Origin of the sequence: Polynucleobacter sp. 71A-WALBACH (genome assembly GCF_018882365.1) — a bacterium.
Classification (GTDB): Bacteria; Pseudomonadota; Gammaproteobacteria; order Burkholderiales; family Burkholderiaceae; genus Polynucleobacter.
Genome location: NZ_JACVOP010000001.1, coordinates 1,414,703 through 1,439,845, shown reverse-complemented (window position 1 = coordinate 1,439,845; position 25,143 = coordinate 1,414,703). Strand labels below are relative to the sequence as shown.

The window sequence follows — 25,143 nt, the reverse complement described above, 5'->3', positions numbered from 1 at the left end:
GTCTGAGGTTAAGCGTATGGAAGCATAGAGCGAATTGACTTAACGTCTGCCTTCGCAACTTCTGTAGTACCACGCAAATGACGCTTGTTCTTTGTGGTCTTCTTGGTGAGGATGTGGCGTTTGAAAGCCTGACCTCGTTTGATCGTTCCGCCTGCGCGAACCGTGAAGCGCTTTTTAGCGCTACTCTTGCTCTTCATCTTGGGCATAAAGCACCCCTTCTTCTGCATGTGCAACTTAGGTGGTAACCGACGGTTACGCTTCCTGTACCTAGGAGCACTTCTCACTACCAGAGTCCTTATTCATTCTTAGGGACTCCTCCCTACTTAAACAACAAACCCAATCTCGCGATGAGGTTTATTACTTAGCCTTACGAATGGGGGCCAATACCATCACCATCTGCCGACCTTCCATCTTTGGAAACTGCTCTACTTGACCAAACTCAATCAAATCCGACTTCAAACGTTCCAACATTCTGACTCCGATTTCTTGGTGGGCCATTTCACGACCCCGAAACCGCAGCGTAATCTTTGTCTTATCGCCATCTTCCAAAAAGCGGATTAGATTGCGTAGCTTCACACCATAGTCACCATCATCTGTGCCGGGACGGAATTTAACTTCCTTCACCTGAATCACTTTTTGCTTAAGCTTAGCTTCGTGCAAACGTTTGGCTTCTTGGTACTTGAATTTGCCGAAGTCCATGATGCGGACTACAGGTGGCACGGCCGTCGGAGCAATTTCAACCAAATCGGTCTCTTTCTCTTCCGCCAAAGCCAGGGCTTCACTCAACTTAACTACACCGATGGGTTCTCCATCCAGTCCAATCAGACGCACTTCAGGAGCAGTAATCTCCCGATTTATGCGCTGCGATTTATCAGTAGCGATCTTCTTAATTCCTTTAAAAAAACAATAAAAACCATTCCACCCCTAGCTAAGCTCGGGTCCGACTTTCTGGGAAATATCCTGCTGGAGTCGGGCAACGAAGGCATCAAGAGGCATTACGCCTAGATCCACTCCGCCACGGGCACGAACGGCCACCGAATTACTTTCAGCCTCTTTATCCCCTACAACTAACAAAAATGGGAGCTTCTGTAATGCGTGCTCGCGTATTTTATACGTAATTTTCTCATTCCGCAAATCAGAATCAACTCTAAACCCTTGTTTTTTCAGAGATTGCTGGACTTGTTGTGCATATGCAGCAGAATTATCGGAGATATTGAGGACTACAGCCTGGGTAGGAGCAAGCCAAACTGGCATATTTCCAGCGTGGTTTTCGATCAAAATGCCGATAAAACGCTCTAAAGAGCCCACAATTGCCCTGTGAAGCATCACTGGAGCCTTGCGAGTGTTCTCTTCTGTGACATATTCCGCACCTAAACGAGCTGGCATCGAGAAATCCACCTGAATAGTGCCGCATTGCCAAGTACGCCCAATCGAGTCCTTGAGGTGATATTCGATCTTTGGACCATAAAAAGCGCCCTCGCCCGGCAATTCTTCCCATTCTTGACCTGAAGCTGTCAAAGCACCACGCAGGGCAGCTTCCGCTTTATCCCAAATAGCGTCATCACCAACGCGCTTTGCGGGACGCAATGCGAGCTTGACGGCAACTTCAGTAAAGCCAAAATCTTGATAGACCTCACGAACTGCTTTATCAAAAGCAGCCACTTCAGACTGAATCTGATCTTCAGTACAGAAAATATGACCATCGTCTTGTGTGAAACCACGTACACGCATTAAACCGTGTAAAGCGCCTGATGGTTCGTTACGATGACACTGCCCAAACTCACCGTAGCGTAATGGCAACTCACGATAACTATGCAAGCCTGAATTAAAAATCTGAACATGTCCCGGGCAGTTCATCGGCTTTAAGGCATAAGCACGGTTTTCCGACTCTGTCGTAAACATGTTTTCTTTATAGTTATCCCAGTGGCCAGACTTCTCCCAAAGACCGCGATCCAAAATCTGCGGGGCTTTGACTTCTTGGTAGCCTTCGCGCTGATAAACGCGTCGCATGTACTGCTCAACCTCTTGCCAAATGGACCAGCCTTTGGGGTGCCAGAAAATCAAACCGGGTGCTTCAGGCTGGAAGTGGAACAAGTCCAGGAACTTGCCAAGGCGGCGGTGGTCGCGCTTCTCAGCTTCTTCAAGCATATGTAAATACGCATCTTGATCTTCTTTTTTCAACCAAGCTGTGCCGTAGATCCGCTGTAACATCTCATTCTTGCTATCGCCACGCCAGTAAGCACCAGCAACGCTCAGAAGCTTAAATACCTTGAGCTTGCCAGTAGATGGCACGTGTGGTCCACGACATAAGTCGGTGAACTTTCCTTCAGCATACAAAGAAACGTCTTCGCCTTGCGGGATGCTGGAAATAATTTCTGCTTTGTAGTTTTCGCCCTGATCTTTAAAAAACTTCACCGCCTCATCACGCGGCATTACGGTACGAATCACTGGTTCATCTTTTTTGGCGAGTTCCGACATCTTCTTTTCAATCGCTACCAAATCTTCAGGTGTGAATGGGCGATGAAATGAGAAATCGTAATAAAAACCGTTATCGATCACCGGTCCAATGGTGACTTGCGCCTCTGGGAAGAGCTCTTTAACCGCATAAGCTAGTAAGTGCGCAGTAGAGTGACGCACGATTTCGAGAGCTTCCGGGCTCTTATCTGTGATGATGGCCAGCTGACTATCTTTGTCGATCACAAAGCTGGCATCAACCATCTTGCCGTCGACTATGCCACCGAGGGCGGCTTTGGCTAAACCGCTTCCAATGCTTTGGGCAACATCGAGAACACGAACGGGAGCATCAAACTCACGTTTTGATCCATCTGGCAGAGTAACTACAAGCATGACCACCCCATCTTAATAAGATTCAGCCGTTTGACTGATGTACTTCGTAACATCCACCAAAAAGAAAGCGCGGTAGCTTTTGGGCAACCGCGCACTTTTGGGTCTTTATTCGTTGGTAGGCTCGATTGGACTCGAACCAACGACCCCCACCATGTCAAGGTGGTGCTCTAACCAGCTGAGCTACGAGCCTATATAGCCATAGAGTTTATCACCGGCGGCGCACTTGGGTCACCCCTTTGACCTCTTCGAGACTGTTTTGAACCAAACGTAAGGCTTCCGAGTCTTTAATTTCCACGGTCAACAGTATTTGAGCGAGACCTCGTTTAGCGGATTTACGTAGATCAATGACATGAACACCCTGCCTTGTGAGGATCTCAAACAACTCACGCATCAGCTCCGGACGATCTAGGCCGGTTACAGCCAAATCGGCAGGAAATACTCGCTTAGCATCATTTCCAATCGGAGTTTCGGTACCAGACTCATTCCAAGCGGTCTGAATAACGCGCTCAGGAGCTCGCTCCAATAGTCCTCTAAATGTTTTACAAGATCGGCGATGAATAGATACACCGCGACCCTGGGTTACGAAACCCGCAATGACATCTGGCGGCACTGGCCGGCAGCAACGCGCCAACTGAGTCAGCAAAGAATCCACCCCGACCACTAAAACATCCCCAGCTTGCCCCTGCTTACGGGTGCTTTGCTTGAGAATAATTTCTGGCGCCGCTGTAATTGTCTTAGCTTCAGGCCTTTGCTCTGTTTTGATATCAGCAGACTTAGTACCCGCCTCTTCATCATCCAAGGCATTAAACCAAGTGCGTACACGTGTGCGGGCACGTTGAGAGCGCAAATAATTTCTGCTGGGGCTAATCCAATCTCGCGAGGGACCACCATGCTTTACAGCAATGATTTCAATAGTCTGGCCATTTTGTAGTGGCGTATCCAATGGCACCATGGCGCCATCTACCCGAGCACCCCGACAGCGATGCCCAAGATCAGTATGTACTGCATAAGCAAAGTCGATAGGCGATGAACCCTTCTCCAGTGAAATCACCTTCCCCAATGGAGTGAGGACATAAATATGATCATCAATCTCATGATGCTTAAGCTGCTCCCAAGCATCTTCTTTCCAGGAGATAAGCTGTCTTGCCCAAGCAATTTGGCGCTCATATGCGACTGCTGCGCTATGTGTACCTGTTTGATGATTGGAGCTTGGCGAGCCAGAAGATTGCGAATGCGTCGACTTTGCTTTAGGCGGAGTTGCTGCGCCAACATAAGCGCCCTCCTTGTAACGCCAATGCGCAGCCAATCCATACTCAGCCTGTTGATGCATTTCATGGGTACGAACCTGAATCTCAAACGCCGTGCCATGCTCATCCATCACCACAGTATGCAGAGACTGATAACCATTTGGCTTAGGCCTTGCAATGTAGTCATCAAATTCACGTGGTACTGGCTGCCAGATGTTATGCACTATTCCTAAAATCGCATAACAAGATTTAACGTCATCCACAAGAACTCTAAAAGCCCGCACGTCATAGAGATTGGCAAAGTCCAATGACTTACCTTGCATCTTTTTCCAGATACTGTAGATGTGCTTTGGACGGCCCTGAACTTCGCCATGGATATGGGCAGCATGTAACTCCTCCATGAGCTTTCTGACGATCAACTCAATGAAAGATTCGCGCTCGACACGCTTACCATCCAACATCTTGGCAATATCGCGGTAGACCTCTGGAGAGAGCACTCGGAACGCCAGGTCCTCCATCTCCCATTTCATTTGCCAAATACCGAGGCGGTTTGCTAGCGTTGCATCGATATTGAGAATCTCTTGCGCCCAAGCCTTCGGCATAACTATCTTTTCTTGGGTAATCCAACGCAAGGTTTGCAAGCGAGAGGCAAGGTAAATCAGAACGACGCGCAAATCATCGCCAAAAGCGAGCAACATCTTTCTGAGCATTTCTTCTTGCCCAGAGATGCTCACACCCCCATCATTGCGAACGAGCTTCGCCTGAGCCTGCCTCAAGCCACGGTATCCAATAAGAAGCTTGGCTGGCTCATCACCGATGAGCTTGATCAACGCCTCTTTGCCGTGTGCGCGCGCAATATTACTTGCGGCCGTTAGCGTAGCCTCGTCTAGATGAAGCCCTTTGAGAATACCGAGAACGCCGGTAGCATGATTCTCAGAGGGCTCACCATACCAGCCATCAACTATGGTGATGTTCTTAGGCGCATGACCAGCATTTGACATGAGCGAACGAAATCCTTAACTAAAGAATTCTTTTGCTAAAGCGATTTGTTCTGGCTTCACAAAAGCGGGTGCATGCCCCACCCCTGGAATTTCAATACTACGAATGTAAGGATTGACCTTGCACATCTCGGCTACTGTTTTAGCGGATAACAAATCCGATTCACCGCCACGCACAATCAGCATCGGGATATGGATTTGCTTAAAAGCATGCCACATTGCCATCTCTCCAGCCTTTGCCATGATCGGATTAACCGAGGCAAATGGTACTGAAATATCCGGGTCGTAGTGCATTACCCAAAGACCCTCTTTTTGCACCAGCATCGGACCGTTATAAATCTCCCACTCTTCTGGCGTGTGGCTACCAAAAGATGCACAGATCTGATTTAAGCGGGTTAGCGCATCAGCGCGATTATTAAATACAAATGGCTGCCCAACATATGAACCTAAACGTTTGATAGCCTCAGGCTCAATACGGGGGCCAACATCGTTAATTAACATTCGACGAATTGGATTCTTGGGCATTGAGGCATAGACCATACCAATCAGGCCGCCCATAGAGGTACCAAACCAATCCACTTGTGAAACACCGAGCTGTTTGATCAGGCTTGCCATATCTGCAACGTATTGAGGAACGGCATAGAGCATTGGATTTTTGAGGCGGTCGGAGTCGCCTCGACCGACTACATCCGGACAAACGACGTAGTAATCCTGACTCATTGCTTCTGCGAGGGTTCTGAAATCACTTCCTCTGCGAGTTAAGCCATGAACACAGACCAAGACCTTTGGATTGCCAGGATTTCCCCAGGCGTGATAAGCCATGCGATGCGAGCCGTCAGGGCTGGTGCAAGTTACGAAGAAAGTATCACCTTGATGAACAACATTCGATTTTTTAATCTCATTATGAAGATGCTCATTATGTGTATGCCCGTCATCAATTCCCGCAACTTCAGGTTGCAATGTCACGTGATCGATGCCATGTTTATCCAAGAGCATCGTATTGATACGCGCCATGATTTCCGGCCACTCACTCATGTGCTCGATTTCAATATGACCAATCAACGCAGGGAAGCTAGGCGTCATTTCCCAGACATGTAAATCATGTACTGCCAATACGCCAGAGACTTTCTTTAAATCACTACCGACTTCCAAATAATCAATATGGAGAGGTACGCCTTCCATCAAGAAATGATAAGACTCACGCAAGATGGAGAAAGTAGATTTCAGAATCAATAGCGATACGAAAATAGAGAGCAAGGCATCAATGGGCATCCAACCAGTAAATTGGATTACCAGACCAGCGGCCAATGCTCCTACAGAACCTAGGAGATCACCCATCACATGCACTAAAGCAGCGCGGGTATTGACACTCTTTTTGTCATGCGATAGAACCCAGGCAACCACAATATTCATTAACAAGCCAACCGCCGCAACGATGGTTACAGTCAATCCATCGACTTGGTGTGGGGTAAAGAATCGTGTTAATGCTTCACCAACAATCCAAGCAACCAAGGCCAGCATGGCGATACCATTCACAAAAGCAGCGAGCGCTTCTGCTCGGCCAAAGCCAAAGGAGTGCTTTGGTGATGGAGGTCTTCTGGCAATCATTTGCGCCAAGAGCGCTAAGCCCAATGCTGCCGCATCGGTCACCATATGACCTGCATCAGAAATTAAGGCAAGCGATCCAGCAAAGTAAGCGGCCGCAGCCTCTACACCAGAAAATCCCAAGGTCAGAACTAAGGCAATCAGCAATAGATTCTGATTGGAGACTTCCTTGCTATGGGAATGCTTGGCATCGCCCTTCTTGTGGGCATGTAGTGAGTGATCAACTGCATTCATAAAGAAATCCCTAGAAATGGAAATGGGGTCATTACGACCCCATTATTTCATCAATTAATGACAAAACTTAGAAGCCTGTAGTGTCGACAGGGGCACCCGTTTTAGACACTACCTCTTCCTTAGTCACGCCAGGAGCTAACTCGACCAACTTCAAGCCCTTGGGGGTGATATCGAGTACACACAGATCCGTAATTATGCGGCTAATGACACCCACACCAGTTAAAGGCAAAGTGCACTTAGGAAGGATCTTGATTTCTTCGGTGCCATCCTTCTTCTTGGCAACGTGTTCCATCAACACAACGACATGTTTAACACCAGCAACCAAATCCATGGCGCCGCCCATGCCCTTTACCATCTTTCCAGGGATCATCCAGTTAGCTAAGTCACCATGCTCGCTCACCTGCATTGCACCCAAAATGGCAATATTGATTTTCCCGCCACGAATCATTCCAAATGAATCCGCAGAAGAAAAGATTGAGGAACCTGGCAAAGTGGTAACTGTTTGCTTGCCCGCATTAATTAAATCGGCATCAATCGTTTCTTCGGTTGGGAATGGGCCAATACCCAATAAACCATTTTCGGACTGCAGCCACACTTCCATTCCTTCGGGCACATGATTGGCTACCATTGTTGGCATACCAATACCCAAATTCACGTAGTAACCATCCTTTAATTCTTTAGCAGCGCGTGCTGCCATCTCATCTCTATTCCAAGGCATATCGATCTTCCTAAGTATTCTGTTCGGTAAGTTGCGCTAGTTAAGCGGCTGATAAAGTGCGTTGCTCAATACGCTTCTCAGGCGATGTGTTGAGCACCAGGCGATGAACGTAGATTCCTGGCGTGTGAATCTGATCCGGATCTAATTCCCCGTTCTCTACAATCTCTTCGACCTCAGCAACAGTGATCTTGCCAGCCATTGCAACTACTGGATTGAAGTTACGAGCGGTATAGCGATATACCAAATTCCCAGATTTATCAGCTTTCCATGCTTTCACGAGGGAGATATCAGAAACGATTGAACGCTCCATGATGTATTTCTCGCCATCAAATTCTTTTTCTTCTTTACCCTCAGCAACCAAAGTACCCACGCCTGTTTTGGTATAAAAAGCAGGAATGCCGCAGCCGCCAGCTCGGAGCTTCTCTGCCAAAGTTCCTTGCGGTGTAAATTCCAGCTCAAGCTCACCAGCTAAAAATTGACGCTCAAATTCTTTGTTTTCACCCACATAGGATGCGACCATCTTCTTAACCTGTCTTGAGTTCAAAAGCAAACCCAAACCAAAGCCATCTACCCCAGCATTATTCGCAATTGCCGTTAGATTTTGCGCACCAAGATCCTTTACAGCCTGAATCAGTGCCTCAGGGATGCCACACAGACCAAAACCGCCAACAGCGAGCTTCTGGCCATCTTTCAAGATATCCCGTAGGGCATCTACAGCTGATGGGTAAGTTTTATTCATAAATTCGTCCTAATATTGCCAAAAAGGGTAAAAAAGCAATCATAACGCTTTAGCCTCCTTAAGCTGTTGGGAATGGGCGCTAACCTAGCATTTCTGGCTTAGAACTAAACTATAGTTGTGGGTTAAAGCTTGATAAATGGCATAAATGCTAAAAATCTCTTTATCACCCTATTTTTATGTAATGTCGGAGATATGAAATGACTGCCCAGGAATTACTCGAACAGTTTGGACCAAGAGAATCTATGGACTATGACCTAGTCATCGTTGGAGGAGGTCCTGCAGGGTTATCGGCAGCTATTAAAGCAAAACAACTGGCCAACGAGTCAGGCAAAGAGATTAGCGTCTGTGTTCTCGAAAAGGGATCCGAAGTGGGCGCGCATATCCTTTCTGGCGCGGTCATGGATCCAAAAGCACTCACAGAACTCTTTCCCAACTGGAAAGAATTGGGCGCACCCCTCGAGACTGAAGTAAGTCAGGATCAATTTTTATTTCTTACAAAAGATAGCTCATTTCAAGTTCCCAATTGGATGCTGCCCCATTGCTTTAAGAATGAAGGCAACTTCATCGTTAGCCTGGCCAATGTGACTCGCTGGCTTGGTCAGCAAGCTGAGAATCTGGGTGTAGAAATTTTCCCAGGCTTCCCTGCTGCGGAAATTCTTTACAACGAAGAAGGTGCGGTTTGTGGCGTCATTACTGGCGCAATGGGTTTGGATAAAGAAGGTCAACCTACCGATCAATTTCAACTGGGCATGGAATTACGCGCCAAGTACACCTTATTCGCAGAAGGTTCCCGCGGCCATTTAGGAAAACAACTGATTGCCAAGTTTGCGCTAGATAAAGATGCTGACCCACAAAGCTATGGCATCGGCATCAAAGAACTATGGGAAGTTGAACCCTCCAAGAGCAAGCCTGGACTGGTTGTTCACACCGCAGGCTGGCCATTAGAAAGCGATACCTATGGCGGCTCTTTCCTGTATCACTTGGGTGACAACAAAGTTGCAGTAGGTCTGGTAGTGGGTCTTTCATATAAGAACCCTTACCTCTCACCTTTCGAAGAATTCCAACGGTACAAATTACATCCAAAGATCCGAGAAACTTTTGAAGGTGGCAAGCGCATTGCCTATGGTGCTCGAGCCCTGACTGCAGGAGGCTTAAATAGCCTGCCCAAAACCGTATTCCCTGGTGGCGCATTAATTGGTTGTGATGCTGGCTTCTTGAATGCATCGCGTATTAAAGGAAGTCATGCTGCCATTAAGACTGGCATGCTCGCAGCTGAAGCAGCGGTTTCCGCACTTGCTGAAAATCGTTCGGCTGATGTATTGGCTGCTTACCCAAGCGCCTTTAAAAATAGCTGGCTCCATACCGAGCTAAGTCAAGCGCGTAACTTTAAGCCGTGGATGTCCAAAGGACTTTATCTCGGCACTATCATGGTTGGTCTTGAGCAAAAAATCTTAGGCGGCAATATGCCGTGGACGATTCATTTAAAGCATGCAGATCACGAATGTCTAGAGCCCGCAGCACAGCATCAGCCAATCAACTATCCAAAGCCAGATGGCAAGATTACGTTTGATCGCCTCTCTTCAGTATTTATCTCCAACACCAATCATGCTGAGAATCAACCCATTCATCTCACCTTGAAAGACGCATCAGTACCCGTGAGCTTGAATCTCAAAACCTACGCAGGTCCTGAGCAACGTTACTGCCCTGCTGGTGTTTATGAGTACGTGGAAAAAGATGGTCAACCACAGCTACAAATCAATTCGCAAAACTGCGTACATTGCAAGACTTGTGATATCAAAGATCCGAGTCAAAACATTGTTTGGATCACCCCTGAAGGTGGTGGTGGCCCTAACTATGGATCAATGTAAAGGGTATTGAGTCAACTATCTAGCTGGGTAGCGACGAGGACGCAGTTTCCCAATCGCCATACCCGCTAGACCACAGGCTAAAGCCGACATTACGAACACATTGCGGGGCTGAGTTGCTTCCCAAAGCCAGCCAGCAACTAAACCACCGAGCGTTCCACCTAAGCCATAAGACACTGTTGCCATCAAAGCCTGGCCTCGCGCCTGCAGTGGGCCAGTAAACCAGCGTTGCAATAACTTGGTAGCGGCACTATGGTGAGCACCAAAAGTACCAGCGTGCATAAGTTGAGCCAAAATCAACACCCAAGTCACTGGGAAGAAGGCGATCAAGATAAACCGAAATACGCCGATACCAAACGCAATTTGCAAAACAATCTCAGCATCCAAGCGACTCAACACTTTGCTCTGGAAATAAAAGAAGATGACTTCAGCCATCACACCCAAAGCCCAGAACAAACCAATCTGCAGTTTGTCGTAGCCTAGATCAGCTAAGTAGAGTGAATAAAAAACATATAAAGCGGCATGCGCAAAGATCATGAAAAATCCGGATAGCAAGAACCAACGCACATCAGGATTAAACAGAACAATGAGGAGTTCGCCCTTGACCATCTTGCGACGCTCCATCTTGGGCTCGTGCAAGCGAAAAGTAATTAATGCCAAGAAGGTGAGAATCACCGCGCCCACAATAGGATAAAGCTCAATACCTTTACGTTGAAACAGCTCACCAGCAAACAAGACCATCACGATAAATCCAATGGAGCCCCATAAACGTAAGCGGCCATAACGTTTATCAAATGAATTATCTTTAAATAAGGCATGCACTGTAGCCGACTCACCCAAAGGCATTAGGCTGCTTAAGATGGTGTGCAGTACAAACATCCAAACGAAAAACGCAATATAACTATGCAGAAAAAAGATGCATAAAAAAGTGACTGCTGCTAAGCAAGCGCAGAAGCGAATGATGCCAATACGATCCGATAGGTAGTCAGATAACCATCCCCAGGAGAATGGCCCCACTATTCGCGTAATTTGTAGCATCGACATTAAGACCGCGATCTCAATCACGCTAAAGCCACGATCCAGAAAAAAGAGGCTGGCGTAAGGAGAAACTAAGCCAACATAAGCAAAATATAAAAAGAAAAAGGACCCGAAGGCCCAACGCACTGAAGGTGTCATTTTCTTTTTCTTAGACCCATTATTGAATTAGTCAGTTTGAGAGCCAGGACGTGCAGCCGGTATCGGCGGAACAGCATGCTGAACGTCGCCACATTGAGCACGATGACGCAAAGCATGATCAATCAACACTAAAGCCAACATCGCCTCAGCAATTGGCGTTGCCCGAATGCCGACACAAGGATCATGACGGCCTTTGGTTTGCACAGTGATGGGCTTACCATCCAAATCAATGGATTCTTTTGGGCTCAGGATGCTAGAGGTTGGCTTGATTGCAATCGAAACGCGCAAATCTTGACCGCTACTAATGCCACCCAAGGTGCCGCCGGCATTGTTGCTAGCAAAGCCATCAGGATGAAGCTCATCGCCATGCTCGCTACCGCGTTGCGCCACCGACTTAAAACCGGCGCCGATCTCAACACCCTTCACAGCATTGATACCCATCATGGCATGCGCGATATCAGCATCCAACTTATCAAATAAAGGCTCGCCAAGTCCAACCGGAACATTGCGAGCACGCACTTCAATCTTTGCCCCACAAGAATCCCCTGCTTTGCGCAGTGAATCCATGTAAGTTTCTAACTGAGGCACGATATCGGCGTTCGCAGCAAAGAAAGGATTGCTCTCGATCAACGACGCATCTTGAAATGGAATTTCAATTTCACCAAGCTGACTCATATAGCCATAAAACTCGGTGCCATATTGTTCTTTAAGCCACTTCTTGGCAATCGCTGCTGCCGCTACTACTGGCGCAGTCAATCTTGCTGAAGAGCGTCCACCACCGCGAGGATCACGTAAACCATATTTATATTGATAGGCATAGTCAGCGTGGCCTGGTCTAAATGTTTGCAGGATATTGCCGTAATCTTGACTGCGTTGATCAGTATTTCGAATTAACAAGCCAATTGGCGCACCAGTCGTTTTGCCCTCATAAACCCCAGACAGAATTTCAACCTTGTCAGCCTCTTGACGTTGAGTTACATGACGCGAAGTTCCCGGCTTGCGACGATCCAAATCAATCTGCAAATCCGCTTCACATAAAGACATTCCTGGAGGGCAACCATCCACAACAGCGCCAATCGCGGGACCATGGGATTCACCAAAAGTGGTGACAGTAAAGAGAAGGCCTAATGTATTTCCTGACATATCGACATTATGTCATTTGTCAGGACTATCAGGCTAAGCTACTTAGGAGGATGTCTTTTCAGCCTCTTCAGGCCAGTCGCGGATATAGGCCTTGAGCATGGTGTTTTCGAAGTCTTGAGCCTCAACCACGGATTTAGCCACATCGTAGAAAGAAATCACACCCATCAGCATCTTTTGATCAATTACCGGGAGATAGCGGGCATGATCGACAAGCATCATCCGACGCACTTCATCAATCTCAGTTTCCATATTGCAGGTCAGCGGCTTGGCATTCATCACGCTCTTCACCTTAAGATCGTCCAATTTACCGTGGTGTTTGGCTAAAGCCGCAATCACCTCACGGAATGTCAGGATGCCCACAAGCTTGTCGTACTCCATCACCACCAAAGAGCCTATATCGTGCTCACTCATTACCAAGACGGCAGTTTGTAAGGCAGTCTCTGGGGCCACTGTAAATAGTGTGCTCCCCTTTACACGCAAAATGTCACAAACTTTCATTTGGTCTCCAGCAATCAGTTCTTATAGGAACAATATATTCTCAAGCCCATACAGAATCAAGGGTGAAATGAGATATTTCAGTAACGAATAACCCTAACCACCCCACTCCGAATACTTGGCAGGTTGGCAACCAGAACCGCTCCAGCCAAGGTAATCCACCAGGTCAGGTAAATCCAAATGAGCGCCAAGGGGAAAATAGCAAAGGCGCCGTAGACTGTTTTATAAAAGGCCACATTCGTTAAAAAGAGGCCAAAGCCAAACTTCATCAGCTCAAAAGTAAGGGCCGCAAAGAAGGCCCCACTCAACGCATCACGCCACTGAATTTGAGCATAAGGAAGTATTTTGTAGGCCACCGAGAATACGGACATTGCCAGAAGCACCGGTACTACCGTAGCAACAAATCCCAAACCAAAGCTTAAGTTTTCTGTCCAGCCCTCAGCCGCACTAAATAAAAGACCACTCAAGTAAGTTCCGACACCCAGCAAAATTGGACCCAATATCGTTGCGGCAGAGTAGATCGCCACTTTCTTCAGAATGGGTCTTCTCTGAGTAACACGAAAGATCTGATTAAAAGCACTCTCAATGACTGCCATTGTCATGATCGTCGTAATGACCAGACCAAGCAAACCAATTAAGGTCAGACCCTTGGCCTGAGCTGAAAATTGATCTAAATAATTAAAGACCTGCTGATTTAATCCGCCGGGCATATAGGTATCGAGCAACCAAGCCTGAAAGGCATACTTAATTCGCACCACGCTGGGTAGATAGCCTATCAGGATGGAGGCCACAGTTAGCATGGGCACCAAGGCAAGTGTGGTCGTAAAAGCCAAACTAGCAGCTACTTGCTTGAGATTCTGACCGCGATTGCGCTCCCAGATCTCTTTTCCAAGAGAGAGCCATAATTGAGGATTCTGAATAAAGCGCATCGCCCATATCATAAGAGATAAGAGACCAATATGAGCCAATCCGACATTTTAGTTTTGTACTACTCACGCTACGGAGCAACCAGAGACTTGGCACGCCTCATTGCTGAAGGTATTGAAAGTGTCCCAGGCGCCAATGCCAGACTGCGCACGGTCCCAGCCATCTCTACCGTTTGCGAATCTACTGAGGCTGCCGTTCCCGCCGATGGCGCCCCTTATGTTGAATATGCAGATCTCAAAGAATGTATTGGCCTAGCCCTAGGCTCTCCAACCCGGTTTGGCAATATGGCTGCTCCCATGAAATACTTTTGGGATGGTAGCTCTTCAGAGTGGCTAAATGGAGCCCTGATCGGTAAACCCGCTTGCGTCTTTACCAGCACCGGCAGTTTGCATGGCGGACAAGAGAGCACCCTGCTCACCATGATGATTCCCCTCCTCCATCACGGCATGATGATTATGGGCCTGCCGTATAGCGAGTCCGACTTGATGAGTACCTCGACTGGTGGCAGCCCTTATGGCGTTACCCACCTAGCCCATGCCGATGGCAGAGCGCCGATTAGCGCTGAAGAGCAACGCCTAGCGATTGCCCAAGGCAAACGCTTGGCACTTACAGCACTCAAACTCATTTAAGGGTATTTCATGCTTAAAAGCTGGCTCTCAAAAAATCCATGCCAACTGATCGCTACCGCTGCCTTCGTCGATCTCTTCATTCTGTGCATTTCCTGGGAATGGTTTATCTCCCCACTCAGACCCGGAGGTTCATGGCTTATCCTGAAGGCCATCCCCCTGCTATTTGCTATTCCTGGACTATGGAGAGGCAATGTTTACACCATGCAGTGGGCGTCCATGCTGATCTTGCTTTACATCACCGAGGGATTAGTCCGTATTCTAGAAACTGGGGCCAATTTCTGGATGGCACTCTTGGAAACCACCATAGGCACGATTGCCTTTGTTTGCCTGCTCATCTACCTTAAACCCATCAAAGCACGGGCCAAGGCAGCAAAAAAAGAACAAGCTCAGGCTGAAAAACAGGCTTAAAAGGTAAAAATCTATCAATTAGAGTGATTTTTACTGATTTATCCAAAAATATTACTTATTCCTGTCATCTCAGCCACTTTTCCATGCGTTGTATGCTCATGGAGGTGGCAAATATGTCAACAAGACTCAAACGTTGGGCCCGTGCAATTCAACAGATCGACTTGTCCAAAAGGACGCCTGAGGTCGCTATTGGCTATTTAGATAGCAAATACCGCGATATCGCTTGGCGTTACATCCGTATTTTGGGCTTTGAGCGCACCATTAGCTTTATGGCAAGTAATAACTTTCACCCAGAATAATTCTCCGCATTTAAAAAATCCCAGAAAATCAGCTTTTCTGGGATTTTTTACTTCCGAGCCATCAAATGGCGGGAGTTAATTGCTTTTAGCTTTTAAAGCCTCTTCGAGCTGATTAATCTTGTTTTGCATTGCAGCTATTTTTGCGTTTAGCGCACCCACATTTAAGAAGCTTTCATCTGAGACCTGAGCTTTTAGGTTATTTCCCCAGCCTAGCCAAGATGAGTCATAAACCTTCACTTTCTTGAAGCCTAGGTTTTTTAACACTGTCGCCGTTTCTGAAGCGCGTACGCCGCTCTGACAATAGACAACCGTCTCTTGATTTGGATCCAAGCCCGAATAGAGCTTTTTCAAATCCGTCTGGCTTTTTAATGCCATCCCAGAATTATCGGAGACCTGCTTCTTACCAAGCTTGATAGAGGTAGCGGGATCCTGCCAGTTTTCCTCAAAGGGAATATTGATTGCATTGGGAATATGACCCCCACGAATCGCACGAACATCCTTTCCGGAAAATTCATCTGGAGTTCTGGCATCAATGATTTGAACCGATTTGGATTGAGCCAGCTTCAACATCTCCTCATTGCTCACTAGTAACTGAGGCTGAGGGGCCAACACTACAGAGACGGCTGGCAGAATGGAGCGCTCTTTTTGCAAGGGTAAGCCAGCTGATTTCCAGGCATCAATACCATCGTGATAGATTTGAGCCTGCTTACCACCGAAATAATTAATCGTATACAGGCCGAAGTAAGCATAAGGATTTCCGCGCGAGCCATAGACCACGATATCTTTATTCACATCAAGCCCGGCCTGATTAAAAATTGCCTGAATCTTGGCTGTAGAAATGTAGTCTTCTTTATTTGCATCCCTCAGCGTATTACCAGCATCACCGATATTGATAGCGCCAGGAATATGCCCTTCTAAGTAACTCTTTTCATCTCGAACATCCCAAACGATTGCGCCTCGCGCTAGTGCCTCCTGCACTTGCCCCGTCTGGATAATGGCATCATTTTGCTGCGCCGCAGACAATGTGCTGATGAGTAATATCAGCATCGCGAAGAAGTATTTTTTGGAGTAATACATATCGATACTTTCTAATCTAAATTGGTAGAAGAGTTAAATATTAACTTGATGTTCTTGCTTGGGGCTAAACACCCAAAAAGCCAACAAGAGAAAGGCGAATCCAGCACAGGAGCCTGAAAACAAGAAGGCGTAGCTGGGATTGAAAGATTCATAAAGCCAGCCGAATATCAGGGAAGCCGGTAGCAACATCAAGCCTGAAACCAGATTGAACCACCCGAAGGCTGTACCGGCCATTCCCTTGGGAGCCAGATCAGCTACTAAGGCCTTCTCAACCCCTTCAGTCGCAGCCTTAAATAAGCCATAGACCGCAAATAGCCCACAGAGAATCCACAAAGAGAGGCCAGAAAAGCTCATAGCAATATAGAAGAATGCAAAAGCACACCAGGCAATCAAAATGAAATTCTTACGACTGAACCTATCCGACAAGGATGAGAGTGGTGTTCCAAAAACAGTGGTGATCAAAGAAATGGCAGCCCACAGCAAGGGAATTTGCTCCTGAGGAACACCGAGCTCCCTCGCACGCAATAATAAAAACATATCAGATGAGTTTGCTAGAGCAAAAATACCAGCAACTAAAATGTAGCGTTTGAATTGAGGCGGTAAGCCTTCAAGTGACCATGAAAATGGCTGCACCACCGCTTGCTCACGTGGCGGCTCTTTGAGGCAAAGGGCTAAAACCACGGCAATAACTCCGGGAATGATCGCCCATAAAAAGATATCCCTCAAAGGAATATGTATCGATAGCAAGAATGCTGCCATCAAGGGTCCAAAGACTGCACCCGCATTGTCCATTGATCGGTGCAGACCAAAAGTAATCCCACGTTGATTAGGCTCAATACTTTCAGCCAATAATGCATCCCTTGGAGAGCTTCTCAATCCCTTACCAAGGCGATCAGTAAACCGAATACATAAAACCCATGTCCAGGAATTGGCGATCGCAACCAAAGGTCTCCCTATGCCGGCTAAGAAATAGCCAATCACAATCCAGGGCTTAGTCGTCTTCGTGCGATCAACAATCACACCAGAAACCAATTTAAAGATGCTTGAGGTGGCCTCTGCAATCCCTTCAATCAAGCCTAGCGCCTTGGGACCGGCCATGAGGACGCTTGCTAAATAGAGGGGCATCAATGGATAGAGCATCTCGCTAGCAGCATCATTCACAAAGCTGATTAGACCGATGAGCCAGACAGTTTGCGGAAGAGAAAATAATGTCTTAAACATATTGACTCAATGTAGCATCAAATTAAATATGGTTCCGACTGTCATAATCACTTGAAACTCCCCCCAATAAAACGTAGGATAGGCAAGTAAACAATGACGAATTACATAGATTAACAAAGCACTCTCTTCAAAGGAATACATCATGAGTCAAAAAAAATTAGTTAAGCAGTTATTAAAAAAACTAGACAAGCTCGAGGCTGATAGAGAAAAGTTAATCGACAAGCTTGCAAAAGCACTAGATAAGCTCGATAAAAAAACGCCTGCTAAGAAAGCGCCGGCTAAAAAAGTTCCTGCCAAAAAGGCGCCAGCGAAAAAAGCACCAGCAAAGAAAGTGGTTGCTAAAAAGGTCCCAGCTAAAAAAGTAGCTGCCAAAAAGGTTGTTGCGAAAAAAGTTGCACCAGTGACCGCTGCTTAATCAATTTCTCAGCAAAGGCTGCCCGTGAGTAAATCTTTAATTACCGAACATACTTACGAGGCAGACTTACGACTTCTTCAAATTGAACTAGTCAAACTACAGCGTCACATTATTCAAAAAGGTAAGCGCCTCTTAGTAATTTTTGAAGGACGCGATACGGCAGGTAAAGATGGTTCTATCAAAAGTATTACCGAGCATTTAAGCCCAAGAGATAGCAGAGTCGTAGCCCTGAACAAGCCTTCTCTTCGCGAGGAAGGTGAATGGTACTTTCAAAGGTATGTTGCCGAACTTCCCACCGCTGGTGAATTCGTATTATTTAACCGCAGTTGGTATAACCGTGCTGGCGTTGAAAAGGTGATGGGTTTTTGTACCGATGAGCAATACAAGCAGTTCATGAATACAGTAAATGATTTTGAATCTTTGCTGATTGGATCCGATATAGAGCTAATAAAGTATTACCTAGATATCTCCAAGGAAGAGCAAGCGGATAGACTCAAAGATCGCGCTAAAGATCCGTTAAAGCAGTGGAAGATTAGTCCAATAGATCAAAAGGCACAAAAGATGTGGAATGCTTACTCTGAGGCAAGAAATAAAATGCTCAAGCAAACCAGCTCAACAGATGCACCATGGACGGTGATTAATGCTAACGATAAAAAGCTTGCACACCTTAACCTAATCGCCGACTTGTTATCACGAGTTGACTATCCAGATAAGGACAAGAAAATCCTCAAGATTGATCCAAAGATTGTGATGGCATGCCCAACAAATTCTAAGGCGCTACCCAAGCTCTTTAAGTAGCCTCTTTGCTATTTTGGCAATCAAGCCAGCTTCCTACGAAAAGAATAGTTCTGCTTCAGCCAGCAACTCTTGCGGTAGTTCTTCAGGAATATAGTGACCGCAAGGTACTCCTTTTCCAGAAACGTCCTCGGCTACCCTCCTCCAATCTTCAATTGGCGAGAAACACTTAGCCACTAGGCCGTGATCTCCCCATAGGACACGAAATGGCATTGGTAGTTTCTTGCCAGCATCTCGGTCAGCTCGATCATGGATTAAATCAATTGAGGCAGCCGCACGATAGTCCTCACACATTGCATGCATGGACTCTGGATTACTTGCACCCGCAAGATACTCAGCCCAGGATTCTGGGTCAAAAATGCCAGTGCCAGCATGTCTACCCATATGATTTCTGAGCCAAAACTCTGGGTTGGCGCCAATCAGCGTTTCTGGAATAGGAGAAGGCTGGATTAAGAAAAACCAATGCCAATATCCCTTAGCAAACTCCATGCTGGTGTTCTCATACATAGTCAGCGTTGGAGAAATATCAAGAACCATCAAACGCTCTACGCTTTCAGGAAAATCCATCGCCAAGCGATGCGAAACCCGACCACCCCGATCATGGCCTAATACTGAGAATTGATGATGCCCAAGAGCTTGCATCACAGCATGCTGATCAGCAGCCATTGACCTCTTAGAATAAGTCGAATGATCTGGTCTACCTACAGGCTTTGATGAAGCGCCATAACCCCGAAGATCTGTCACAACAACAGAAAATCGTTTCGCTAACTCAGGGGCTATATGTCTCCAGATAGCTTTAGTTTGAGGAAAGCCATGTAGCAGGAGCAAAGCAGGCCCAGAGCCCGCTGTTTGGCAAGCAATATCAATAGGACCATCTGCCGAGGGGACTGCAATGATGGAGTCTTTAAAACCTTCAATCACATACGTCATCATCTACTCCAATAAAAAAGAGCCTCAGATGAGGCTCTTTCAATTTATCAACTCTTACCTAGCGGCCATCGCCTCAATTTCTGCAGCAGTGACATAGCCTTTATTTTGCCCATCAATTCTGCTGAAATTATCATAGACCCGAGGCATGCAACCTTTGGCCTCATCAAGAGTGAGTCTGCCATCACGATTAAGATCGCATTTAGAAAATCGCTCTTGAATTTCTTTATTACGAGAAGCGTCATCAGCACGCGCAGGGGCCGCGACAAACATGAGTGCCATCGCGCCAATGAGGCCTAGGTATGTAATAAGATTTCGCATATTCATCTTGCAGTAGTAGCTCTTGGATCAGCAGAGGTCTCCATTGCTACCTTGACAACTTTCTTAGCCATGGCAACAAATGATTCGACTGAACCACCACCAGTGCGGAATGATTCACCTTGAATGGTTACCAAGCCCTCACCAATGACTTCTTTGCTTTGACTGTCTGTGATCTTGCTCTCAACTAACATCGCCGGAGTTTTAGAGTTCACACCACCAGCATAAGCAGCTGCGTTCATTGCCAAACCAATTGGTGTGAAATTCCATGGCTGCAAACTATCGGTTGAGCTCTCTGCGCCAGTAATACCAACAGAGATTCGGGCTACGCCTGGACCAGGCTGATTAACAATCTTAATATTGCCACGACTAATGACTGCGTTCACCATTGAGTCTTGTAATGCCACCTTAGCCTGATTAATTACCTGCGGAGAAATTTCTTTAGTAGCGTTCTGATTCAAGTAAATGGGATCCAAAATAACAGCGGTGTATGAACCTGGGTTGACTCCCGCTTTACGGTATCTCCAAATGCGAGTATCCGCCTCGGAGGTGGCCATTGGAACCAGCACTGAGTAATTCGATAAGAAGCCAGACTTTGGCATTGGTTGGCTTGATAATTTAGGAGTATTGCTACAAGCAGCCAATAAAGTAGCTGCAGAGATTACTGCAACTAAAGTGCCTAATTTATTCATTTTTTACGTCCAGTGTGTTGGGTTATTGGTGTTAGCTCTTAAGCTATTTTTATCAGATCATACGCTCATTAAGGGCGAGGAATTAAGCTTATCTATGGTGCTGGACAAGGCATTAGACTGCCAGACTTTTGATGTAATTGCGGCTTGCACTCTACTGGTGCATCTACGACTTTTGCGCCAGCTTTTACTTCTGAGGAAGGTAGCTGAGTAACTGCAGCCTGGCTCACTTTGGGTACACCTACATTCAAGGCTGGAATAGATTGATAAAATTGTTTGTCGGTACCGGGGCAAGGCATTAAAGTACCCGTTTTGGCATTCATTACCGACTTGCATTGGGGGTCAGCCTGAAGTCTCGCTTCAAGCTTATCAACAGTACAGGCACCTAGTAGAGCGAGCGCGAAAAACAGGATGGCAATGCGCATAGTAATCAGAGTTTAGATCAGTGATCTAAGATTTTTGACAAGAAATCTTTAGCTCTTGGCGACCTAGCCTCAGGATTACCAAAGAACTCATCTTTGCTGCAATCCTCAATAATTTTGCCTTGATCCATGAAGATCACACGGTGGCTTACCTTGCGAGCAAAACCCATCTCATGGGTAACGCAGCACATTGTCATACCCTCATTGGCTAACTTCACCATGACATCTAGCACCTCACCCACCATCTCGGGATCAAGGGCCGAGGTTGGCTCATCAAATAGCATCACAATTGGATCCATACTTAGAGCACGGGCAATCGCCACACGTTGCTGCTGACCTCCAGATAACTGCCCTGGAAACTTATCTTTTTGAGCCATTAGGCCAACGCGCTCTAGATACTTCAGACCATGAGCCTTAGCTTCATCCGCAGATCTACCCAAGACTTTCATCTGAGCAAGCGTCAGGTTTTCGGTAACGCTGAGGTGTGGGAACAACTCAAAGTGCTGGAAAACCATGCCCACACGTGAGCGTAGTTTAGGTAAATTGGTTTTGGGATCATGTAAGGCAATTCCATCAACCGAAATCTCGCCAGCCTGAAAAGGCTCAAGAGCATTAATGGTTTTAATCAGGGTAGATTTACCGGAACCTGAAGGGCCGCAAATCACAACAACCTCACCCTTTTTAATCGATGTGGAGCAATCAGTTAATACCTGAAATGAGCCATACCATTTGGAAACATTTTGAAGTTCAATCATGATGATCTATTTAATTTGCACTGGATGAGATTAGCGAATAATGGCGACTCTAGCTTGAATCTTGCGCACCACCTTGGAAAGCGAGAAACAAATTACAAAATAAGTGGCTGCTGCCAAGATATAGGTTTCAATTGGACGGCCATAATTTTTACCGGCAATCTCAAATCCTTTGAGTAAGTCGTATGCGCCAATTGCATAGACTAAAGACGTATCTTGAAACAAAACAATCGTCTGGGTCATAAAAATTGGGATCATGTTTCTAAAGGCCTGGGGTAAAACTACAAGACGCATGTTCTGGCCATAAGTCATACCCAAGGCCTCCCCCGCATAGGTCTGGCCTTTTGGCACAGACTGAATACCAGCGCGAACAATCTCCGAGAAAAATGCCGCTTCAAATGCAATGAAGGTAATCGTGGCAGAAAGGTCTGCGCCAATTGGCCTACCAATTAACATTGGAATCAGCAAGAAAAACCAAAGAATGACCATCACCAGGGGAATGGACCGCATCGTATTCACATAAAAGGTGGCTGGATAAACCAATGCTGGTCTACCAGACAAGCGCATCAGGGCTAAGAAGGTCCCAAATAGGATGCCGCCTACCGTTGCAAAAACAGTTAACTGAACGCTAAAGAGCAAGCCCTTCAGAATGTAGTTGGTAAATAATTCCCAATTATAAAAACTCAGATCTAAGCTCAACATATCATCAACCTTTAGTGAGCCAAGCTTGCATCATTAGAGACAATAAAACCGGGAATGCGACTGCGTTTTTCAATCAGAGTCATCACTCGGTTAACTGCAAATGCTGATAGAGCATATAAGAACGTTACTGCCAAGTAGATTTCAACACCCTTAGATGTTTCTTCTTGAGCTTGCATAGCGAATAAGGTCAACTCTGGCACAGAAACCGCAAAGGCAACTGAGGAGTTTTTAATTAAATTCATACTCTCAGACGTTAGAGGTGGAATCACTATTCGTAATGCCATTGGCAGGATGACATAGCGATAACTCTGCGCAGTGGTTAAGCCCAATGCAGTTGCGGCAGCTGTTTGCCCACTGGGCAAGGCCTGAATCCCCGCTCTAACCTGCTCCGCAATACGGGCAGATGTGAAAAATCCAAGAGCAATGCTTACCAACCAATAGGATGGCAAAGACTTTAGGGGCAGCACAAAAGATGGGATCACGTGATACCAAAGAAACACTTGAACCAAGATCGGAATATTTCTAAATAACTCCACCCAAGCAGTAGAAATACGAATAAGCCATCTATTGAGTGAAGTGGTATTTGGAAGAGTACGCAGCGTACCCATCACTGCACCCAAAATCAAGGCGATAGTCAAACCAAGACCAGCTACAGCCAAAGTCCAACCCCAAGCCTTCATCAGCCAGTCTAGATAGCTTGGATCGCTATTCTGGGCTAAGCCAAAAAGAGCGGAGAAGCAGTGATCTACCACTTCTCCATCTAAGGTGTTCTTACAAAAAACACCTAAATCTAAAGACATATTATTAACTCGTATTTAGTGAATGCAGCTTATTTCTTGTTGTAATCTTCAGCAGGCTTATCGTTGAGATTGGCCCATGCATTTTTAGTTGCTGGAGACAATTCAAGACCTACAACAATATTCTTTGGTGGAATTGGAGCTAAAAACCATTTATTCCAGAGTTTAGGCATATTGCCATTAGCCACAATCTTAGCAATCGCAGCATTCACAGCAGCCTTAAATTCAGGATCGTTCTTAGGAACCATGATCGCGATAGGCTCAGTTGCAAGCACCTCACCCACAATCTTGTAATCCTTTGAATTCTTGGAGTTCGCAATGTTTCCAGCCAGGATTGAACCGTCCATTACAAAAACATCGGCACGACCAGACTCAAGCAATAAGAAGCTGTCAGCATGATCTTTGCCAAATACTTCTTCGAAATTCACACCGTTAGCTTTTTCATGTTTGCGCAGCAACTGTACGGAAGTAGTACCCGTAGTTGTGGCAACCTTTTTTCCAGCTAACTGAGAGATTGAAGTAATGCCAGAGTTGGCCTTCACCGCAATCCGAACTTCTTCAACGTAAAGGGTATTAGCAAAGCCAACATCCTTGGCGCGCGCAGTGTTATTGGTAGTCGTACCGCACTCAATATCTACCGTGCCATTTTGAACCAAAGGCACGCGGTTCTGTGATGTAACGGGTTGATAGTTAATGCGCAAAGTACTCAAACCCAACTTATCTTTTACATCAGCCAAAATCATACGGCAGATCTCAACGTGATAGCCATCAAAGCGGCTATCACCAGTGGTGTAAGACATTGGAATAGACGATTCACGAACACCCATGGTTACCGCACCAGTAGATTTAATTTTATCCAAAGTCTGGCTTGCGGCGTTCACGTTTACAGCGCCCATCAACAATGATGCGGCGATTAAACAGTTTGTACTGAGTTTTTTACTTTTCACGAATGTCTCCTATTGTCTATAAACATCAAAATGTCCACACTAGTATATCCATAGATATCAAAATGAATAGTATGAATATCCCTCAATAGGGGCAAAAGAAGCGGGAAATGCAGGAATGTGGAGGGGGTGGCCTGCCCAGCACGATTCGAACGTGCGACCTACGCCTTAGAAGGGCGTTGCTCTATCCAGCTGAGCTATAGGCAGTATGTACTGGGACTAAAATTCGTAAAACTGAGGGGAAAGTGGTCGGAGTACAAGGATTCGAACCTTGGACCCCCTGCTCCCAAAGCAGGTGCGCTACCAGGCTGCGCTACACTCCGACGGAATCGATATTCTACACCGAGATGGCCTAGAAGGGCAAATACTGTAAGATTCGGAGGATGGAAGCCTTATTTTTAAGCAAATTCAGAAAGCAAATAACAGGGGTTATCGCCCTCGGTTTTCTGCTGATTAGCTTATTAGGCACCCACTGGGTTGGCTTTGCCCACGGCATTTCACACTCAGGCATCCATCATCAAAACATCCAACTTAGCTGTGTAGATCAAGCCCCTACCCTCGGTCATAGCGCTGTTAGTTGCCATCTATTAGATGCGCTCACACTGGCCGGCTTCATCACCTCAACTCCTAGGTCAGTAATTGACGCCAACTTCTTTCATGAAGTACAAGTCGCCACGAACGACGCTTCGCCTGCCCGTGCTCCCATTGGGCTTTACCAATCTAGAGCTCCACCCAACCTCATTCTGTAATCTTT

28 protein-coding genes and 3 tRNA genes are annotated in these 25,143 nt (G+C 46.4%); 7 read left to right on the top strand and 24 right to left on the bottom strand.

What is annotated here, in order from left to right; translation table 11 throughout:
- Window positions 1-8: 8 nt before the first annotated feature.
- The 8 genes from rpmI to ICN42_RS07235 form a co-directional block, all read right to left on the bottom strand.
- Window positions 9-206 (bottom strand): 50S ribosomal protein L35, encoded by a 198-nt coding sequence (gene rpmI / locus ICN42_RS07270; protein ID WP_046330084.1) that lies wholly within the window; start codon window positions 204-206, stop codon window positions 9-11.
- A gap of 151 nt (window positions 207-357) precedes the next feature.
- Window positions 358-882 (bottom strand): translation initiation factor IF-3, encoded by a 525-nt coding sequence (gene infC, locus ICN42_RS07265; RefSeq protein ID WP_088527465.1) that lies wholly within the window; start codon window positions 880-882, stop codon window positions 358-360.
- 42 nt (window positions 883-924) lie between these two features.
- Window positions 925-2,847, bottom strand: coding sequence for a threonine--tRNA ligase (gene thrS / locus ICN42_RS07260; protein WP_216252655.1), 1,923 nt, complete (start codon window positions 2,845-2,847; stop codon window positions 925-927).
- Window positions 2,848-2,960: 113 nt separating this feature from the next.
- Window positions 2,961-3,037, bottom strand: a tRNA-Val gene (locus ICN42_RS07255).
- A gap of 18 nt (window positions 3,038-3,055) precedes the next feature.
- Window positions 3,056-5,095: a bifunctional (p)ppGpp synthetase/guanosine-3',5'-bis(diphosphate) 3'-pyrophosphohydrolase gene (locus ICN42_RS07250; protein WP_216252654.1), complete on the bottom strand. Its 2,040-nt coding sequence runs from the start codon at window positions 5,093-5,095 to the stop codon at window positions 3,056-3,058.
- 15 nt (window positions 5,096-5,110) lie between these two features.
- Window positions 5,111-6,931 carry an alpha/beta fold hydrolase gene (locus ICN42_RS12030; RefSeq protein WP_216252652.1) on the bottom strand — a complete coding sequence of 607 codons (1,821 nt, stop codon included), beginning with the start codon at window positions 6,929-6,931 and terminating at the stop codon, window positions 5,111-5,113.
- Window positions 6,932-6,998: 67 nt separating this feature from the next.
- Window positions 6,999-7,649: a CoA transferase subunit B gene (locus ICN42_RS07240; protein WP_216252650.1), complete on the bottom strand. Its 651-nt coding sequence runs from the start codon at window positions 7,647-7,649 to the stop codon at window positions 6,999-7,001.
- Window positions 7,650-7,689: 40 nt separating this feature from the next.
- The gene (locus ICN42_RS07235) at window positions 7,690-8,388 is read right to left on the bottom strand and encodes a CoA transferase subunit A (protein ID WP_216252648.1); all 699 of its coding nucleotides are present in this window, start codon (window positions 8,386-8,388) and stop codon (window positions 7,690-7,692) included.
- A gap of 197 nt (window positions 8,389-8,585) precedes the next feature.
- On the opposite strand from ICN42_RS07235, the gene ICN42_RS07230 reads away from it, so the two are divergent.
- Window positions 8,586-10,256 carry an electron transfer flavoprotein-ubiquinone oxidoreductase gene (locus tag ICN42_RS07230; protein ID WP_216252644.1) on the top strand — a complete coding sequence of 557 codons (1,671 nt, stop codon included), beginning with the start codon at window positions 8,586-8,588 and terminating at the stop codon, window positions 10,254-10,256.
- A gap of 15 nt (window positions 10,257-10,271) precedes the next feature.
- Here the strand turns inward: ICN42_RS07230 and ICN42_RS07225 are convergent, their stop codons facing one another.
- The 4 genes from ICN42_RS07225 to ICN42_RS07210 all read right to left on the bottom strand — a co-directional run bounded on the left by ICN42_RS07225 (window position 10,272) and on the right by ICN42_RS07210 (window position 13,996).
- Complete coding sequence (locus ICN42_RS07225) at window positions 10,272-11,429, bottom strand: MFS transporter (RefSeq protein ID WP_216252642.1); 1,158 nt, start codon at window positions 11,427-11,429, stop codon at window positions 10,272-10,274.
- A 27-nt stretch (window positions 11,430-11,456) separates the two neighbouring features.
- Window positions 11,457-12,572, bottom strand: coding sequence for a chorismate synthase (gene aroC, locus ICN42_RS07220; RefSeq protein WP_216252640.1), 1,116 nt, complete (start codon window positions 12,570-12,572; stop codon window positions 11,457-11,459).
- A 42-nt stretch (window positions 12,573-12,614) separates the two neighbouring features.
- The gene (locus tag ICN42_RS07215) at window positions 12,615-13,070 is read right to left on the bottom strand and encodes a CBS domain-containing protein (protein WP_216252638.1); all 456 of its coding nucleotides are present in this window, start codon (window positions 13,068-13,070) and stop codon (window positions 12,615-12,617) included.
- Window positions 13,071-13,147: 77 nt separating this feature from the next.
- The gene (locus ICN42_RS07210; RefSeq protein ID WP_216252636.1) at window positions 13,148-13,996 is read right to left on the bottom strand and encodes a YihY family inner membrane protein; all 849 of its coding nucleotides are present in this window, start codon (window positions 13,994-13,996) and stop codon (window positions 13,148-13,150) included.
- Window positions 13,997-14,026: 30 nt separating this feature from the next.
- Between ICN42_RS07210 and wrbA the strand changes: the two genes are divergently transcribed.
- The 3 genes from wrbA to ICN42_RS07195 all read left to right on the top strand — a co-directional run bounded on the left by wrbA (window position 14,027) and on the right by ICN42_RS07195 (window position 15,330).
- Complete coding sequence (gene wrbA, locus ICN42_RS07205; protein WP_216252634.1) at window positions 14,027-14,623, top strand: NAD(P)H:quinone oxidoreductase; 597 nt, start codon at window positions 14,027-14,029, stop codon at window positions 14,621-14,623.
- 9 nt (window positions 14,624-14,632) lie between these two features.
- Window positions 14,633-15,031, top strand: coding sequence for a DUF2069 domain-containing protein (locus ICN42_RS07200; RefSeq protein ID WP_216252632.1), 399 nt, complete (start codon window positions 14,633-14,635; stop codon window positions 15,029-15,031).
- Between the two features lie 113 nt (window positions 15,032-15,144).
- Window positions 15,145-15,330, top strand: a complete 186-nt coding sequence (locus ICN42_RS07195) for a hypothetical protein (RefSeq protein ID WP_015420997.1) — start codon at window positions 15,145-15,147, stop codon at window positions 15,328-15,330.
- A 75-nt stretch (window positions 15,331-15,405) separates the two neighbouring features.
- On the opposite strand, the gene ICN42_RS07190 is transcribed toward ICN42_RS07195, so the two are convergent.
- Together ICN42_RS07190 and ICN42_RS07185 are read right to left on the bottom strand one after the other, a co-directional pair.
- Complete coding sequence (locus ICN42_RS07190; RefSeq protein ID WP_216252630.1) at window positions 15,406-16,407, bottom strand: sulfurtransferase; 1,002 nt, start codon at window positions 16,405-16,407, stop codon at window positions 15,406-15,408.
- Between the two features lie 33 nt (window positions 16,408-16,440).
- Window positions 16,441-17,628 carry an MFS transporter gene (locus tag ICN42_RS07185; protein ID WP_216252628.1) on the bottom strand — a complete coding sequence of 396 codons (1,188 nt, stop codon included), beginning with the start codon at window positions 17,626-17,628 and terminating at the stop codon, window positions 16,441-16,443.
- 142 nt (window positions 17,629-17,770) lie between these two features.
- Between ICN42_RS07185 and ICN42_RS07180 the strand changes: the two genes are divergently transcribed.
- Window positions 17,771-18,043 carry a serine/threonine protein kinase gene (locus tag ICN42_RS07180; RefSeq protein WP_216252626.1) on the top strand — a complete coding sequence of 91 codons (273 nt, stop codon included), beginning with the start codon at window positions 17,771-17,773 and terminating at the stop codon, window positions 18,041-18,043.
- A gap of 18 nt (window positions 18,044-18,061) precedes the next feature.
- Window positions 18,062-18,841, top strand: coding sequence for a polyphosphate kinase 2 (gene ppk2 / locus ICN42_RS07175; protein ID WP_216862469.1), 780 nt, complete (start codon window positions 18,062-18,064; stop codon window positions 18,839-18,841).
- A 33-nt stretch (window positions 18,842-18,874) separates the two neighbouring features.
- Here ppk2 and ICN42_RS07170 read toward each other — a convergent pair whose 3' ends face one another.
- The 10 genes from ICN42_RS07170 to ICN42_RS07125 form a co-directional block, all read right to left on the bottom strand.
- The gene (locus ICN42_RS07170) at window positions 18,875-19,771 is read right to left on the bottom strand and encodes an alpha/beta hydrolase (protein WP_216252624.1); all 897 of its coding nucleotides are present in this window, start codon (window positions 19,769-19,771) and stop codon (window positions 18,875-18,877) included.
- A gap of 51 nt (window positions 19,772-19,822) precedes the next feature.
- Window positions 19,823-20,086, bottom strand: coding sequence for a hypothetical protein (locus ICN42_RS07165; protein ID WP_255539275.1), 264 nt, complete (start codon window positions 20,084-20,086; stop codon window positions 19,823-19,825).
- 2 nt (window positions 20,087-20,088) lie between these two features.
- Entirely contained in the window at window positions 20,089-20,775 is a 687-nt protein-coding gene (locus ICN42_RS07160) for a DUF3313 domain-containing protein (protein WP_216252623.1), read from the bottom strand.
- A 92-nt stretch (window positions 20,776-20,867) separates the two neighbouring features.
- On the bottom strand, window positions 20,868-21,197 hold the full coding sequence (locus tag ICN42_RS07155) for a hypothetical protein (protein ID WP_216252621.1): 330 nt from the start codon (window positions 21,195-21,197) through the stop codon (window positions 20,868-20,870).
- 17 nt (window positions 21,198-21,214) lie between these two features.
- The gene (locus tag ICN42_RS07150) at window positions 21,215-21,949 is read right to left on the bottom strand and encodes an amino acid ABC transporter ATP-binding protein (protein ID WP_216224742.1); all 735 of its coding nucleotides are present in this window, start codon (window positions 21,947-21,949) and stop codon (window positions 21,215-21,217) included.
- Window positions 21,950-21,979: 30 nt separating this feature from the next.
- Complete coding sequence (locus tag ICN42_RS07145; protein ID WP_216252619.1) at window positions 21,980-22,648, bottom strand: amino acid ABC transporter permease; 669 nt, start codon at window positions 22,646-22,648, stop codon at window positions 21,980-21,982.
- A gap of 11 nt (window positions 22,649-22,659) precedes the next feature.
- Entirely contained in the window at window positions 22,660-23,448 is a 789-nt protein-coding gene (locus ICN42_RS07140) for an amino acid ABC transporter permease (protein WP_216252617.1), read from the bottom strand.
- A gap of 29 nt (window positions 23,449-23,477) precedes the next feature.
- A complete protein-coding gene (locus ICN42_RS07135; RefSeq protein ID WP_216253011.1) occupies window positions 23,478-24,341 on the bottom strand; it encodes an amino acid ABC transporter substrate-binding protein in 864 nt (287 codons plus the stop codon).
- A 178-nt stretch (window positions 24,342-24,519) separates the two neighbouring features.
- Window positions 24,520-24,596 (bottom strand) — tRNA-Arg (locus tag ICN42_RS07130).
- Window positions 24,597-24,635: 39 nt separating this feature from the next.
- Window positions 24,636-24,712, bottom strand: a tRNA-Pro gene (locus ICN42_RS07125).
- 60 nt (window positions 24,713-24,772) lie between these two features.
- Here ICN42_RS07125 and ICN42_RS07120 point away from each other — a divergent pair.
- A complete protein-coding gene (locus ICN42_RS07120) occupies window positions 24,773-25,138 on the top strand; it encodes a hypothetical protein (protein ID WP_216252615.1) in 366 nt (121 codons plus the stop codon).
- Window positions 25,139-25,143 lie beyond the last annotated feature (5 nt).

What these genes read in the sequence shown, in the direction of transcription:
- rpmI (WP_046330084.1), bottom strand. Translation starts at nt 206, where the DNA reads ATGCCCAAGATGAAGAGCAAGAGTAGCGCTAAAAAGCGCTTCACGGTT.
- thrS (WP_216252655.1), bottom strand. Translation starts at nt 2,847, where the DNA reads ATGCTTGTAGTTACTCTGCCAGATGGATCAAAACGTGAGTTTGATGCT.
- ICN42_RS07250 (WP_216252654.1), bottom strand. Translation starts at nt 5,095, where the DNA reads ATGTCAAATGCTGGTCATGCGCCTAAGAACATCACCATAGTTGATGGC.
- ICN42_RS12030 (WP_216252652.1), bottom strand. Translation starts at nt 6,931, where the DNA reads ATGAATGCAGTTGATCACTCACTACATGCCCACAAGAAGGGCGATGCC.
- ICN42_RS07240 (WP_216252650.1), bottom strand. Translation starts at nt 7,649, where the DNA reads ATGCCTTGGAATAGAGATGAGATGGCAGCACGCGCTGCTAAAGAATTA.
- ICN42_RS07235 (WP_216252648.1), bottom strand. Translation starts at nt 8,388, where the DNA reads ATGAATAAAACTTACCCATCAGCTGTAGATGCCCTACGGGATATCTTG.
- ICN42_RS07230 (WP_216252644.1), top strand. Translation starts at nt 8,586, where the DNA reads ATGACTGCCCAGGAATTACTCGAACAGTTTGGACCAAGAGAATCTATG.
- ICN42_RS07225 (WP_216252642.1), bottom strand. Translation starts at nt 11,429, where the DNA reads ATGACACCTTCAGTGCGTTGGGCCTTCGGGTCCTTTTTCTTTTTATAT.
- aroC (WP_216252640.1), bottom strand. Translation starts at nt 12,572, where the DNA reads ATGTCAGGAAATACATTAGGCCTTCTCTTTACTGTCACCACTTTTGGT.
- ICN42_RS07215 (WP_216252638.1), bottom strand. Translation starts at nt 13,070, where the DNA reads ATGAAAGTTTGTGACATTTTGCGTGTAAAGGGGAGCACACTATTTACA.
- ICN42_RS07210 (WP_216252636.1), bottom strand. Translation starts at nt 13,996, where the DNA reads ATGCGCTTTATTCAGAATCCTCAATTATGGCTCTCTCTTGGAAAAGAG.
- wrbA (WP_216252634.1), top strand. Translation starts at nt 14,027, where the DNA reads ATGAGCCAATCCGACATTTTAGTTTTGTACTACTCACGCTACGGAGCA.
- ICN42_RS07200 (WP_216252632.1), top strand. Translation starts at nt 14,633, where the DNA reads ATGCTTAAAAGCTGGCTCTCAAAAAATCCATGCCAACTGATCGCTACC.
- ICN42_RS07195 (WP_015420997.1), top strand. Translation starts at nt 15,145, where the DNA reads ATGTCAACAAGACTCAAACGTTGGGCCCGTGCAATTCAACAGATCGAC.
- ICN42_RS07190 (WP_216252630.1), bottom strand. Translation starts at nt 16,407, where the DNA reads ATGTATTACTCCAAAAAATACTTCTTCGCGATGCTGATATTACTCATC.
- ICN42_RS07185 (WP_216252628.1), bottom strand. Translation starts at nt 17,628, where the DNA reads ATGTTTAAGACATTATTTTCTCTTCCGCAAACTGTCTGGCTCATCGGT.
- ICN42_RS07180 (WP_216252626.1), top strand. Translation starts at nt 17,771, where the DNA reads ATGAGTCAAAAAAAATTAGTTAAGCAGTTATTAAAAAAACTAGACAAG.
- ICN42_RS07170 (WP_216252624.1), bottom strand. Translation starts at nt 19,771, where the DNA reads ATGATGACGTATGTGATTGAAGGTTTTAAAGACTCCATCATTGCAGTC.
- ICN42_RS07165 (WP_255539275.1), bottom strand. Translation starts at nt 20,086, where the DNA reads ATGCGAAATCTTATTACATACCTAGGCCTCATTGGCGCGATGGCACTC.
- ICN42_RS07160 (WP_216252623.1), bottom strand. Translation starts at nt 20,775, where the DNA reads ATGAATAAATTAGGCACTTTAGTTGCAGTAATCTCTGCAGCTACTTTA.
- ICN42_RS07155 (WP_216252621.1), bottom strand. Translation starts at nt 21,197, where the DNA reads ATGCGCATTGCCATCCTGTTTTTCGCGCTCGCTCTACTAGGTGCCTGT.
- ICN42_RS07150 (WP_216224742.1), bottom strand. Translation starts at nt 21,949, where the DNA reads ATGATTGAACTTCAAAATGTTTCCAAATGGTATGGCTCATTTCAGGTA.
- ICN42_RS07145 (WP_216252619.1), bottom strand. Translation starts at nt 22,648, where the DNA reads ATGTTGAGCTTAGATCTGAGTTTTTATAATTGGGAATTATTTACCAAC.
- ICN42_RS07140 (WP_216252617.1), bottom strand. Translation starts at nt 23,448, where the DNA reads ATGTCTTTAGATTTAGGTGTTTTTTGTAAGAACACCTTAGATGGAGAA.
- ICN42_RS07135 (WP_216253011.1), bottom strand. Translation starts at nt 24,341, where the DNA reads ATGGGCGCTGTAAACGTGAACGCCGCAAGCCAGACTTTGGATAAAATT.
- ICN42_RS07120 (WP_216252615.1), top strand. Translation starts at nt 24,773, where the DNA reads ATGGAAGCCTTATTTTTAAGCAAATTCAGAAAGCAAATAACAGGGGTT.